General features: G+C 44.2%; 14 protein-coding genes. All 14 read left to right on the forward strand.

Annotated features, from left to right (window positions below):
- The first annotated feature begins 12 nt into the window (after window positions 1-12).
- The 14 genes from NHH16_RS07915 to NHH16_RS07980 all read left to right on the forward strand — a co-directional run bounded on the left by NHH16_RS07915 (window position 13) and on the right by NHH16_RS07980 (window position 13,450).
- On the forward strand, window positions 13-1,212 hold the full coding sequence (locus tag NHH16_RS07915) for an ABC transporter substrate-binding protein (RefSeq protein ID WP_262069052.1): 1,200 nt from the start codon (window positions 13-15) through the stop codon (window positions 1,210-1,212).
- Window positions 1,187-3,520 (forward strand): helix-turn-helix domain-containing protein, encoded by a 2,334-nt coding sequence (locus tag NHH16_RS07920; RefSeq protein WP_262069053.1) that lies wholly within the window; start codon window positions 1,187-1,189, stop codon window positions 3,518-3,520. The genes NHH16_RS07915 and NHH16_RS07920 overlap by 26 nt, the downstream gene beginning before the upstream one ends.
- A gap of 152 nt (window positions 3,521-3,672) precedes the next feature.
- Window positions 3,673-4,380, forward strand: a complete 708-nt coding sequence (locus tag NHH16_RS07925) for a DUF5058 family protein (protein WP_262069054.1) — start codon at window positions 3,673-3,675, stop codon at window positions 4,378-4,380.
- A 13-nt stretch (window positions 4,381-4,393) separates the two neighbouring features.
- Window positions 4,394-5,089, forward strand: coding sequence for a hypothetical protein (locus NHH16_RS07930; RefSeq protein WP_262069055.1), 696 nt, complete (start codon window positions 4,394-4,396; stop codon window positions 5,087-5,089).
- A gap of 23 nt (window positions 5,090-5,112) precedes the next feature.
- On the forward strand, window positions 5,113-6,306 hold the full coding sequence (locus NHH16_RS07935) for a M20 metallopeptidase family protein (protein ID WP_262069056.1): 1,194 nt from the start codon (window positions 5,113-5,115) through the stop codon (window positions 6,304-6,306).
- 58 nt (window positions 6,307-6,364) lie between these two features.
- Complete coding sequence (gene fliB / locus NHH16_RS07940; RefSeq protein WP_262069057.1) at window positions 6,365-7,411, forward strand: flagellin lysine-N-methylase; 1,047 nt, start codon at window positions 6,365-6,367, stop codon at window positions 7,409-7,411.
- Between the two features lie 36 nt (window positions 7,412-7,447).
- Entirely contained in the window at window positions 7,448-7,900 is a 453-nt protein-coding gene (gene mscL / locus NHH16_RS07945) for a large conductance mechanosensitive channel protein MscL (RefSeq protein WP_262069058.1), read from the forward strand.
- Window positions 7,901-7,921: 21 nt separating this feature from the next.
- Window positions 7,922-8,839: a DMT family transporter gene (locus tag NHH16_RS07950; protein WP_262069059.1), complete on the forward strand. Its 918-nt coding sequence runs from the start codon at window positions 7,922-7,924 to the stop codon at window positions 8,837-8,839.
- Window positions 8,836-9,273, forward strand: a complete 438-nt coding sequence (locus NHH16_RS07955) for a GNAT family N-acetyltransferase (protein ID WP_262069060.1) — start codon at window positions 8,836-8,838, stop codon at window positions 9,271-9,273. The genes NHH16_RS07950 and NHH16_RS07955 overlap by 4 nt, the downstream gene beginning before the upstream one ends.
- 4 nt (window positions 9,274-9,277) lie before the next feature.
- The gene (dtd, locus tag NHH16_RS07960) at window positions 9,278-9,724 is read left to right on the forward strand and encodes a D-aminoacyl-tRNA deacylase (protein WP_262069061.1); all 447 of its coding nucleotides are present in this window, start codon (window positions 9,278-9,280) and stop codon (window positions 9,722-9,724) included.
- Between the two features lie 77 nt (window positions 9,725-9,801).
- Window positions 9,802-10,233 carry a helix-turn-helix domain-containing protein gene (locus NHH16_RS07965; RefSeq protein WP_262069062.1) on the forward strand — a complete coding sequence of 144 codons (432 nt, stop codon included), beginning with the start codon at window positions 9,802-9,804 and terminating at the stop codon, window positions 10,231-10,233.
- A 9-nt stretch (window positions 10,234-10,242) separates the two neighbouring features.
- A complete protein-coding gene (locus NHH16_RS07970) occupies window positions 10,243-10,602 on the forward strand; it encodes a DUF4180 domain-containing protein (RefSeq protein WP_262069063.1) in 360 nt (119 codons plus the stop codon).
- Between the two features lie 162 nt (window positions 10,603-10,764).
- A complete protein-coding gene (locus NHH16_RS07975) occupies window positions 10,765-11,292 on the forward strand; it encodes a MarR family winged helix-turn-helix transcriptional regulator (protein ID WP_262069064.1) in 528 nt (175 codons plus the stop codon).
- Window positions 11,285-13,450, forward strand: a complete 2,166-nt coding sequence (locus tag NHH16_RS07980; protein WP_262069065.1) for an ABC transporter ATP-binding protein — start codon at window positions 11,285-11,287, stop codon at window positions 13,448-13,450. Before NHH16_RS07975 ends, NHH16_RS07980 begins: the two co-directional genes overlap by 8 nt.

Raw genomic sequence — 13,450 nt, forward strand, 5'->3', positions numbered from 1 at the left:
AGAGGACTTAAGATGAAAAAGCGGATACTTTTGTTGCTGGGAATAGTACTAACGTTACTATTTCTCGTAACTAGTTGCCAAACGAAAAAGGAAGAGCCGAAAAAAGAGGAGAAGCCCCAGGAGCCTGTAGTAGAGGAAACAGCTCAGGAGGTAACGCTCCTTTTAAAGGACGACGAATTTGACCTTTTTTTATCGAAAGAAGTGATCAAGGCCTTTGAAGAAGAGTATCCAGAAATAAAAATTAAGAAGAGCAAAACGAAAGATATCGTTAAGTATTACGAAGAACTTGAAGAGACAGAGCCGGAAGCACTGGCGGATATCGTGGTGAATGAGGCAGGAACCATTGCTCTTAATCAGGGGAAGTGGGCGAATTTAACGGCCCTAGATTCGGAGTTTGTCGGCCAGATTCCTGAGGCCTTAGAGTATGCCGATGAAGAAGCAGTGTACGGAATTCCGCTAAAAATGGAGACCGACTACGTCTTTTACTGGAAAGATTTATTTGCGGAGCAAGAACTAGCCGTACCGGAGACGTGGTCAGAGTTTGTAGAGACAGCGTTTGCGCTTACCGAGAAGGTAGGCAGTGAAGATCCTGAGTTTATCGCTCTTGGCTGCGGCTTTAAGGATATTTGGCCTTGTTATCCCTACATGGAAATTTTGCCGGTAGCGGAGACGGGTGACATTTATAGGGCTTATGAAAAGGTGTATCAGCTTCTAGGAAGCGAGGCGGTGAGTGGGGACTTATTAAGCCTTGGAAGAAGTGAAGTGACCAGCTTATTTGCCAGTAAAAAAGTGGGGATGATGACTTTATCGGGCAGTGAGTACCAGAAGATAAAGGAAGACTTGAGTGAAGAAGAACTGGAGAATTTGGGGTGCTTCTATTTGCCAGTGCGGGATACGAAAGAGGAACCGTTCCGAGTGGTTACCTATGGAAAGACCTTCCTTAGCATAAATGAGGCTAGTGAGAACAAAGAGGCAGCTTTAACTTTTATCAGGTGGATTTATGCTGAGAGCGGCTACCAGGAGTTCTTAGCAGAAGAGCAGGAGTTTCTCCAACAGGCAAGTATACAGATGCCGGAAGTCGAAGTGCTTACGTATCATAGCCAGTCTCAGGCGCTCCCTTTTTGGAGCTGTGAGTTAGGGGTGCAGATGCTGACGGAAGAGTTTGATTTTGAGCAGGAGATGGAGTATGTTTACGAAAGAGGTCAAGATTAGTTTATTGTCGATGGACTATGCGCCCTCTCATGTGCACACGGGGATTCAGTGTATCCTTATGCTGAAGGGCTCGGTGGAGGTTGTGCTAGAAGAGGGGAGTACGACCCTTAACGGGGAAGATTTATTTGTTATTAACGAAAATGTGCGCCATGAAGTGATTCCGCAAGGAGCAAATGTGGCGCTTATCTTGCGGGTGGAAAAGGATTATATTAGCCGAGAGAACGAGGAATTTGCTAACCGGTCTATCTTTTGTCACTGCATCGGTCATTCAGATGAGAATAGCCACTATTACGGGCTTAAAAATGCCCTTATTCGTATGCTTTATATTATTTCGAACAAAGAAGACGGGTATTACTTGGATTTTAAGGTAGAGTTACTGCGATTTATCTTTATCCTCTATACTCGTTTTTTTGATAAGGAAATAGAACAAGAGAAGCAAAGAGGCGAGAATAGCTTAGAAGAGATATTAAGATATATTCAGCAGAACCATGCCCGGTCCCTAAAGCTAGAGGAAGTGGCTAAGATTGCGTATATGTCGCCCCAGTATTTTTCACGACGTTTTAAGGCGAAGGTGGGAAAAGGATTTCATGAGTACTTAACGGAATTTCGCCTGCAAAAAGCAGTTAAAAGTCTGGTGGGAACCGACGATTCGCTGATAAAAATCGCTCTTGATCACGGGTTTGCCAACGGCAAATCCTTTAGTGAGGCTTTTAAGAAAGAATATCAGGAAACCCCGGGAAATTACCGGAAGCACCATTTGCGGCAAAGCGAAGACAAGGGGGATGAGGAGCGGTTTTATGCTTCCGACATTAGCTTTGAACTGGATATTGAGCTTAAGGATGTGATGCGGTATTTAAAGAAGTATGAAATGAATACCGGTAGTCGCACGCTGAATAAGACCGCCTATGAAATTCCCATGACCGATAAGCTAGTAGACGTATTGGTGCCTCAGGAAAATATTCTTAATATTGGCAGGGTAACTACAGCCGGTTATACAAATCTGTACGCGCAGCTGCCTAGGCTAAGAGAGCGGTTAGGCTTTAAGTACGTATACTTTGAACTGGAATATAATTTTGTGGTCGAGAGTGTGGATTACAGCTTAGTGGTCTGCAATCAGTTCTTTCGCTTAGTGGATAAGCTGCGCAGCGAACAGCTGATTCCGATGATTAAAATTGTGCCGGAAGCCATCTATAAGAAAGATTCGAGCGCCAATATGTTGGTGGACTTAGATAAGAAAATTGATATCTTTATCCGCTGCATTTCGGCGGTTTATCCCCGGAACTTTATCGAAAGCTGGAAGTTTAATATTTGCTATGAGGAAGATTTTGGTGAGGAGTATCGATTTGCCTTTTACCGAAAGGTATGGCACAGACTTAAAAAAGCCTATCCCAAGATTCATATTGGCTATTACGGTCTAAGCGATGATCGGACAGAGAGTCGGGAGCACTTGCAGAAGGTTTTGGGAGCGCTAAAGCAGGAGAAGATTATGCCAGACTTCTTTACCTTCGGTATCTTTCCGGCAAGTATACAAGGGACGTATTTAAAAAATAAACTTTTGTATTCGTCTATGGAAGGGTATCATAAAGAGATGGTAACCGCCGTAAAGGAGTGTTTCGTGAATCTTGGTATCCAAGTTCCGCCCCTTTACTTAGTGGAGTGGAACACCTTGAAGGGCAGTATTGCCACCGAAAGTATCCTGTATTTTCGCTCAGCCCTGATTGTCAATGCTTTGCTAGCGATGAATAAGGTGATTCGCGGAGCTGGTTACTGGGCGGATTCTTCGGTAGCCTCGATTTACTCTAAGGAGGAGACCATGTCGGATTTAGCCCTTCATATGCTAGACGATGTGCGACGCCCCATTTATCCAGTGCTAGAAATTATGAACCGAATCGGCAGTCACATGATTTATCGTGAAAAAAATGTAATTGCCTCGATTACGGAAGGCGGCGATTATGCCATTCTTCTTTGGAATCCTAAGTATCTTAATCCGACGTATTCTGTGGATGATACGATTACCGATTCTCTAACGGAAAATATAGAGATCAAGCTTACCAATCTTACCGACGGGGTGTACCAGATTAAGAAGGTGGTCTGTAACAAGCAGCAGTCTGGGGCGATTACCCAGATTACCAATGCCGGTTATCCCGATTTTAACGATGGCGAGGTGTTTGAATACATCCAATACAATATCGCCAATGGTCTAAGCGTGTATGATGAAAATATCTACGACGGAAGCTATGTTCTTAATACCGATCTCTTATATAATGCGGTAGTTCTCTATATGATAACGAAGAAGAGACAGTCATGACAAGAAATGACTGTCTTTTTTTGTGCGCGGAAAGCCTTTAGGAAAAACACGTTAATAATTGACTAATAGAGACAAAGAGTCGCTGTTTATAATCAGACAATACCTAGATATTATAATAAGCAATTAGTATATTCAGGAAAGGAAGGGAAGAAATGAAAAATTTTTTAGAAATTGCCAATTCACAAACCCTATTTATCCTCTGTTTGGTACCTATTTTATTAGTGGTAGGACAGTCGGTTATCTTTGTGAGGATGGGGCTAAAAAGAACGAAAGAACTGAACATGAACCAGACGAACGTCAAGAAAGCGATGGTCAATAGTGCAGTGTTTTCACTTTTACCATCACTGCCAATCGTAATTACGGTAGCAGCGCTTATGCCGTCACTAGGAAAGTACGTGCCTTGGCTTAGACTCTCAGTTATCGGTTCGGTAAGCTATGAGTCAGCCGCTGCAGATATGACCCTGAGAATGTTTGGATACGAAGGTATGGGGGATGCTAGTGTATCGGGTCCAGCGTTTATCAGCGCCGTCTGGGTAATGTGCGGCGTGAGTATTGTTTGGCCGCTGGTAAATGTGTTACTGCTTAAGTTCTATGACGGCCGTGTAAAAAGTGCCCAGTCAAGTGGGGGCTTTATGAAGGTAGCGGCGGGCGCTATGTTTATTGGCTTGATGTGTGTCATGTTCGTACCTCGCGCCGTTAATTTCCAGGATCCGGTGGGAATCGTTGTCTGTCTGACAGCGGGAATTGCGGTGGTGTTACTAGACTGGATATCTAAGAAACTAAGCCTTAAGTGGCTCTCTGATTTCTCCTTCCCAATGGCGATGATCATGGGTATGGCGATGGCGATTATTATTTCATAGGAGGAAAATGAGCATGAGTGAATACAATAGAAAAGTACATTTAGTCGGACGTATATCGTCATTTTTAATTATCGTAGCACTTCTTGGGGTTCCTTTTTTAACCTCGTTGTTTTTTAAAGAAGAAATTGATTGGGGCACGACCTTTGCTGCCATCGGCTCGGTCTTGATGGTCTTTGGCCCGGTAGCGGTAATCGAGTTTTTGTCCTACCTACCGATTATCGGTGCTGGTGGCCAGTATTTATCCTTTGTCACAGGTAACGTCATGAATATGAAGATTCCCGCCGCTACTAGCGGTCGTAAAATCGCTGGTGTAGAAACGGGTTCTGATGAAGGGGATGCAATTTCGATGATTTCCATTGCGATCTCTTCTTTAGTAACCACAGCGGTACTCTTTGTGGGCATGGTTTTAGCCGCTCAGCTTTTACCACTGCTGAATAGCCCTGTCTTAGCACCGGCCTTTGCCAACGTCATGCCTGCCATTATGGGAGCCCTTGGCTTTCCGGTAATCGTCCGGGACTTACGGACGTCTTGGCTACCGGCGCTTATTTCAGTTGTCTTAACCGTGGGCTTATCCTACGGGACGTTTATGAGTAAGCAAGGTCCGATGATGATATTGTTCTTATTCATCTCTTTGGCCTGGTCCTTCTTCTTATATAAAAGAGGCCAAGCCCAGAAAGCAGGCGCACGGGAAGTGTCGGAACGAGCATAAATAAAAATAAATGGAGGATTATAATGAAATATTTAGAGGAAGCAAAAGCAATTGAGGAAGAAATTATTGCCAATCGGCGCTACGTTCACCAACACGCGGAAATCGGACTAGATCTGCCGGTGACGAAGACCTTCGTTATGGAAAAGCTAAAAGAGATGGGCTATGAGCCCCAAGACTGTGCCAGAGGCGTGGTGGCGCTAGTGGGTGGCAAGAAGCCGGGTAAAGTATTCTTATTACGGGCCGATATGGACGCGCTGCCAATTCAAGAAGAAGGAGATCATGAATTCAAGTCAGAGACAGGAAGCATGCACGCCTGTGGACACGATATGCATACGGCGATGCTCTTAGGCGCTGCCCGTATCTTAAAGCAACATGAAGACGAAATCGAGGGGACTATTAAGCTGATGTTTCAGCCGGCAGAAGAAAGCCTCTTAGGCGCCATTGAAATGGTAGAGGCCGGTATTCTCGAGAATCCAAAAGTCGATGCCGCAGCCTTTGTCCACGTCTTTTCTGGAATGCCTTTAGCTTCAAGAAGCGTTATTATGCCAGAGGCTGGGTCAAACTTCTCAGCTGCAGATTGGTTTGAAATTCACGTCCAAGGTAAAGGTTGTCACGGAGCGATGCCAAATACCGGGGTGGATCCCTTAAATGTGATTACCCATATCTATCAGGCTCTGCAATCGATTCACGCTAGAGAAATGCCAACAGGCGCCTCACTTGCCCTAACCATGGGACAGCTTCACGGCGGCGCGGTATCGAATGTAATTCCAGATACCGCTTTTATGAGCGGCACCATTCGAACGAGAGATGAGAGCGTGAGAGCGTTTGTACTGAAGCGGATAGAAGAAATCTCTGATGGGATTGCTAGGACCTTCCGGGCAGAAGCGACGGTTAAGTTCCCTACCCAGTGTCCGGCAATGGCCTCAGATCCAGTGATGGTGGATCAGGTAAAAGAACTTCTGCCTCAGATATTATCAGAGGATCAGATTCTCGATTTGGGAGAAAAGTCAGGAATCTTTAAGACGGGATCAGAAGATTTTGCTCACGTCTCGACCAGAGTTCCGGCGGTCTTCTTAGCACTAGGTGCTGGGAATTCCGAGGATGGGTATGAATATCCGCTCCACCATCCAAAAGTGTTCTTTGATGAAGGGGCTATGCCAGTGGGAACGGCGACTTACGTAGGGGTTGCTATGGAATGGCTCAAAAAATATAAATAAAGTATGAAATGAAGGCGGTCGCTTGTTAGCGGCCGCTTTTTCCTGTAGAATGGGAGCTATGGAATATTATAAAATTAACTATTATGATCAATTTAAATGCTTAGCAGACAAGTGCCCCGAGACATGCTGTGCCGGTTGGCAGATTGTCATCGATGAGGAAAGCTTAGATAAATATAAAGCCATAGGTGGAAGCCTGCTTGAGGGTATCGACTTAGAGCAAGAATGCTTTTATCAAGATAGAGAAGGGCGTTGTGCTTTTCTAAGAAAAGACAATCTGTGTGAAATCTATAAGGAGTGCGGTGCGTCCTATCTGTGCGATACCTGCCGGATGTACCCCCGTCACGTAGAGGAGTTTGAAGGAGAGCGAGAACTGACGATATCCATCTCCTGTCCAGAAGGAATTCGTTTACTACTAGCCCAAGAGAAACCCCTCTTTTTTACACATACAAGGGATGAGGAGACTGAGTTCTTTGAGGAATTCGATACGGTACTTTACCGTTTTCTGAAAGAAACTAGAAAAGAGCTGCTACGACTAATCTACGATTCAGAGATATCCTACAGTGAGCTACGAGGACAGCTACTGGGAGCCGGTGAAATCCTTCAGTCTTATACGGACGAGGAAGATCTTGAAGAGGTAGAGGCGGCAAACCTTTGGCAAAAGCGTTCTCTTACCAGTGACTTTGCTGGTGATTATAGGAGAGAGGTGCGAGGAGGCTGGAAGCTAATGAAAGTCCACTGCGAATTCAGAGATCCAGGATTTGTACAAATGGCAGATCAGAGTCTAGCGGCACCAGAGCGTAAAGAAACGAAAAAATTGCCAGAATTTGATTTCTATTTTCGCCAGCTTTTGGCGTACTTTATTCTTAGTTACTATACGGGGGCTGCCTATAGTGCGAATCCACTGGCAATTGTTAAGATGGCACTCTTTAATGTAGAGCTGATTCGCAGCCTCTGGCAGGCGAATCTGGAGTGTGAGCAGCCAGAAGAAGCAAGGGAGCTTTTGGAAAATATTAGTAGCAGTTATTCCCGGGAGCTTGAACATTCCTGGGAGAATATGAATGCGTTAGAGGATTTGGTGGTTGAAGAACTGTATCTTAAAGGCTAGAATGGACAGTAGGTCTAATAACTGGAGGTGTAAACATTGAAAAGCTTTTTGAAAGAATTTAAGGAATTTATCAGTAAGGGAAATGTGATTGATTTGGCAGTGGGTGTGATTATCGGTGGTGCGTTTCAAAAAATCGTAAACTCCCTAGTGGAAGACATTATCACGCCCCTTATCAATATGGTGGCTCATGTAGAAAGTGTCGATAAGCTGGCTGTAAAAATTGGATCGGCGACCCTAGCATATGGAAAGTTTATCGAAGCGATTTTAAGTTTTCTAATTATGGCGTTAGTCATCTTTCTGATTATCAAGGGTATGAACAGTCTGTCACAGACAGCAGGGAAGATGATGCCAGGAGAACAGAAGGAAGAGATGGATAGTGAGCCGACAACAAAGGAATGTCCGTATTGTTTTTCGACCATTCCGTATCAGGCGGTGCGCTGTCCGAAGTGTACGTCCATACTTAAAGAAGGGATAAAGTTCGAGGAATAAAGGAATGAAAAAGGAATAGTTATGAAGGTTAAAGGAATTATTATGTTAGCACTAGTGTCCTTTATTTGGGGGACCTCGTTTGTAGCTCAAAGTCTTGGGGCAGATATGCTGCCTCCATTTACATTTAATGGCGTTCGCTGTATTATTGGCGGAATCGCCTTACTCCCTTGTATCTGGTTCTTAGATAGATCAGATAGAAAGGGAGAAAGGCCTAAGGCAAACTACCGGCGTAAGGATTTGCTTATCGGCGGACTTGCCTGTGGCATAGTGCTTTTTGTGGCTAGTACCTTGCAGCAGATCGGAATTCGTTATACCACTGCCGGTAAGACAGGTTTTATCACCGCCTTTTATATTGTCTTCGTACCCGTAATCTGCTTCTTTATGAAGAAACAAACCGGACTGCAGATTTGGTTAGCTGTAGGCTTGGCTTTTGTGGGACTTTATTTTCTCTGCGTCTCAGAGGAATTTGTCTTGGCAAAAGAGGACATGATCCTGTTCTTATCAGCCCTTGTCTATGCCGTACATATTATGGTGATTGATCATTTCACCATGAAAGCGCCGGGAGTTAAGATGTCCTGCTTACAATTCTTTGTGGCAGGCGGCTTATCCCTACCGGTGATTCTTTTTTCGGAGAGTCCAAAGCTTTCGACGTTTGTACCGGCGATTGGTCCCCTTTTATATGCAGGCGTGCTCTCTTGTGGGGTGGCATATACGTTACAGATTATTGGACAGCGGTATGTAAAGGCCACGGTGGCCTCTTTGATTTTAAGTATGGAGGCATGCTTTTCCGTATTGGCTGGTTGGCTAGTGCTAAAAGAGTACCTAAGTCCAAAGGAGCTACTGGGATGTTTGTTGATGTTTGGGGCAATTTTAATTGCTCAAGTGCAGCTACCAAGTAAAGCAAAGGTAGTAGAATTAGAAGGAGAAGAAGTATCATGATTAGAAGTGTGGAACCAAAGGATAAGGATGTGTATCTAGACCTAGTAAGAGCTTTTTATCAGTCAGAGGCTGTGCTTCATAGCATTCCTGATGAATATATTGAAAATACGTGGAATGAATTAATGTCTTCTAGCGATTATGTGAAGGCCTATATTTTAGAAAGTGATAATCAGGTTGCCGGTTACGCCCTGCTTAGCTTTACGTTTTCCCAAGAGGTGGGTGGCAAGGTGGCTTGGCTTGAAGAGCTCTTTATGCTACCGGAATTTAGAGGGCAGGGCCTTGGCAAAGAGTTCTTTGCCTTTATGGAGGCGAATGTTGAAAGTAAGGTTTCTAGAATCCGCCTAGAGGTAGAGCCAGATAACAACCGGGCAAAGAGGCTTTATGAGTCCCTCGGCTATGAAGATTTGCCCTATGTGCAGATGGTGAAGGAGTAGGCTGATGAAGTTTGTTATTCAAAGAGTAACCGAAAGTCGTGTAAAAGTAGCTGGTGAAGTCATCGGTGAAATTGGCAAAGGCTACATGGTGCTTATTGGTGTTGCCGATGAAGACACGGAAGCTATCGCCGATAAGATGGTGCGTAAGCTGATCGGTCTGCGGATCTTCGAAGATAGTGAAGGAAAGACCAATCTATCTCTAGAGCAGGTAGGCGGTAGCTTACTCCTTATCTCTCAGTTTACCCTATATGCCAACTGTAAGAAAGGGAATCGCCCCAGCTTTACTCAGGCCGGTTCACCAGCTCTTGGCGAAGCTCTCTATGAGTATATTATTCGCAAATGTAAAGAAGAGGTACCGGTGGTAGAGAAAGGGTCTTTTGGCGCCGAGATGCAGGTGGAGTTAGTGAATGACGGTCCCTTTACCATTGTCTTAGATTCAGATGAACTATAAGAACCATAAAAAAACTTGACAAGCTCCTCATTGTTCCTTATAATTACCTTAAAAGGAACAGAAAGGAGCTTTTTGCTATGGAAGGGAACTATTTATCGGTAGAATATGTGGCGAAGACACTTGGTATTCATCCGAAGACGATTCAAAGATATATAAGGGAAGGAAAACTACCTGCAGTAAAGGTCGGTAAAGCGTGGCGGATCAGTGGTCATGATTTGAGTGTGTTTCTTGAAGCGAATAAGACAGGGGATGAACGGGTATTTACCTCTCGTAAGATTACTAGCTCCTCGGTTATTGATATCCAGGTATTAGATGAAGAAGAGGCTCTTAGAATTATCAATTTGCTGTCAGCGACGATGAATGCAAAGCCAGATGATTTGACGAACTCGTCTCTACGCTCGCAGTATATTGAAGCTCAGAGCATCGTACGTGTATCTCTTTGGGGTGAAATCGACTTTGTCAAAACCATGTTAGATATGATTGTAATGATTACGAAGGAAGAAGCATAGGTACAAATTATGAATTATAAAATTATTGAAATAAACAACGATAAAATTGCGATTGCTAGCGATGACGTACAGATTAAAAGTCCAGGAGAGATGCTTGATTTGGCGGGAACCATAGATTATCAGGATGGATGCAACAAGTTAATTATGAAAAAGGAGATGTTTCCTCAGGAGTTCTACTGGTTATCCACAGGATTTGCCGGAGAGGTACTTCAGAAGATGGTAAACTACGGGAAGAAGGTAGCGGTGGTCGGCGATTTTAGCGAGTACTCCACACCCTCTTTTGATGCGTTCCTAATCGAATGCAATCGTGGAAAAAGCTTTTTCTTTGTAGAAAGTATGGATATAGCCAAGGAGAAATTAGCAAACTAGAGAACCACTTCAGAAATAAGACCCTAGGGTCTTATTTCGTTTTCTGTCTAACAATTATTAAAAAAGTATAAAGTTAAATTAAGCGACGAATGGTCTTGAAAAAATAAAAAAGATGAGTTAAAGTATTGGTTAGACATCTAATCAATAAAAGAGGTGAAAAAAATGAAAAAGGGTAATAGTGCACCGTTTTTTATGCTGATAACGACGCTGGGACACCTTTTAGGTTATCGGTCAATGAAGCGGATGAATACCATAGAAGCTAAGCCAGGTCAGGCGCGAATCCTTTATAGTCTGCGAGCCGCGGGCCAGCTTTCCCAAGCGGAGCTAGCGAAGCGCTCGTGTATTACGGCGCCCTCTATGACGGTAGCACTAAAGAAACTGGAACATATGGGATTGGTTGAAAAAACCTTAGATTCCGAAGATAAGCGGATAGTTCGTATTAGCATTACGGAAAAGGGCCTAGCTCAGGTTCAGAAAATTGAGGATGCGATCCAAGGAATGGATCAGCTAATCTGTGAGAATATGACGGCAGAAGAAAAAATAATCTTTAGACGTCTATTGCTTCAAGTCATTTCCAATTTGGAAGACAATGAGGAGAAGGATGTGTACGAGGTGATGCGAGAAGTACACCTAGATATGCACGAGCACAAATCACCCCACAGAAAGCGAGGAAAACAAGTAGATGAATAAATTAATTAAGTTTCTAAAGCCCTTTGGGGCCAGCGTTCTAGCGATTTTGTTAGTATTAATCGTGCAGGTATATTGCGACTTGTCGCTACCTACCTATACGTCTAATATCGTTAACGTTGGTATTCAGCAAAAGGGTATTAGCGAAAAAGTCCCCCACTACATAAGTGAAGAGGACATGGGAAAGCTCCAGATGGTGTCATCCCCCGAGACCGCTGAGCTTCTGCAAGAGAGTTATGAAAAGGATGAGAAACACTCGACCGAAAAGGTCCCAGTGTTAAAGCTAAAGAAGTCTGTTAAGGATAACGACGCCAAGCGCGAGAAGCTAGAAGATGCTGTAGAAGAGCCGATGTTTCTCATTATGGCAGCCTCTCAGGCGGCAGCCGAAGCAGACAAATCCGGGGAAGCGGGAGCAAATGCTCAGGCGGCCATGGACCCGGCAGCGATTCAAGATAAGCTAAAGGATATCCCAGATACGATGCTAGAGCAGGCAACAGCGGTGTATATCCAAGGCGCATACGAAAACGCCAATGTAAATCTGGAAAAAATGCAAAATAACTATATCCTTAAGACTGGTGCGAAGATGCTAGGGTTAGCGGCTATCGGGATGGTAGCCAGCGTAATCGTCGGCTTCTTAGCCGCGCGTACAGGTGCCGGTGTCGGTAAGCGACTACGTGGTGATGTTTATAAAAAGGTAGTGGGCTTTTCCAATAGTGAGTACGATAAGTTCTCTACCGCATCACTAATTACCAGAAGCTCTAATGATATTCAACAGATTCAGATGATTACGATAATTATGCTGCGAATGGTCCTGATGGCACCGATTATGGCTCTTGGTGGTGTCTGGAAAGTCTTCCATACAAATGTAGATATGGTGTGGATTATCGGTGTGGGCATTATCGCTGTCCTAACGGTGGTGATGACCCTCTTTATCGCCGTTATGCCTAAGTTTAAGCTAGTACAAAAGCTAGTGGATAGAGTCAACCTTGTAAGCCGTGAACTTCTAACAGGCCTTCAGGTTATTCGGGCGTTTAATACCGAGGACTATGAAGAAAAGCGGTTTGATAAAGCCAATAAGGATCTCATGAAAACCCAGCTCTTTGTTAATAGGGCGATGACCTTTATGATGCCGATGATGATTTTGATTATGAACGGTATCACCGTATTGATCACCTGGAACGGCGCTCACGGAATTAACGAAGGAACGATGCAGGTAGGTGATATGATGGCTTTCATTCAGTATACGATGCAGATTATCATGTCCTTCTTAATGATTAGTATGATTTCCGTTATGCTACCACGAGCTGCCGTCTCGGCCGTTCGCGTGGATGAAGTCTTGACTAGTGAGACGATGATTAAAGATCCTAAAAGTCCCAAGACCTTACCAGAGTCAGGCAAAGGGGAAATCGAATTTAAAGACGTGCATTTCCGTTATCCCAATGCAGAGGAAGATGTTATTGAAGGGGTCTCCTTTGTGGCTACACCGGGAGAAACCACGGCTATTATCGGTAGTACTGGTAGCGGTAAGTCGACGATGATTAACTTGATTCCCAGATTTTACGATGTGACCGGTGGGCAGATCTTAATCGATGGTGTAGATATTAGGGAAGTGACTCAGCACAATCTCCGAAAGGATATCGGCTACGTTCCTCAAAAGGGCGTGCTCTTCTCCGGAACAATTCGCTCGAATATTCTTTATTCAGATCCAGAAAATGGCGAAGAAGTGATGAAGGAAGCAGCGGACATTGCGCAAGCTACAGAATTTATTACACAAAAAGAAAATGGGTACGATAGTCCAATTGCCCAAGGTGGTACGAACGTTTCTGGTGGGCAAAAGCAGCGCCTATCCATTGCCAGAGCGATAGCGGGAGATCCGAAGATATATATTTTTGATGATAGCTTCTCCGCGCTTGATTATAAGACCGATGTAACCCTGCGAAAAGAGCTAGCAAAGAAGACGAAGGATGCTACGGTACTTATTGTCGCTCAGCGAATCAGTACAATTGCCCATGCAGAAAAAATATTAGTGCTAGACGACGGCAAGATTGTTGGCGAAGGCACCCATAAAGAACTCCTTAGAAATTGTGAAGCGTACCATCAGATTGCGGCTTCTCAGTTATCAGAGAGCGAGCTTGCAGAAGACATGAAGGAGGTGGGCTAA

The organism is Ohessyouella blattaphilus, assembly GCF_024721265.1.
Classification (GTDB): domain Bacteria; phylum Bacillota; class Clostridia; order Lachnospirales; family Lachnospiraceae; genus Aequitasia; species Aequitasia blattaphilus_A.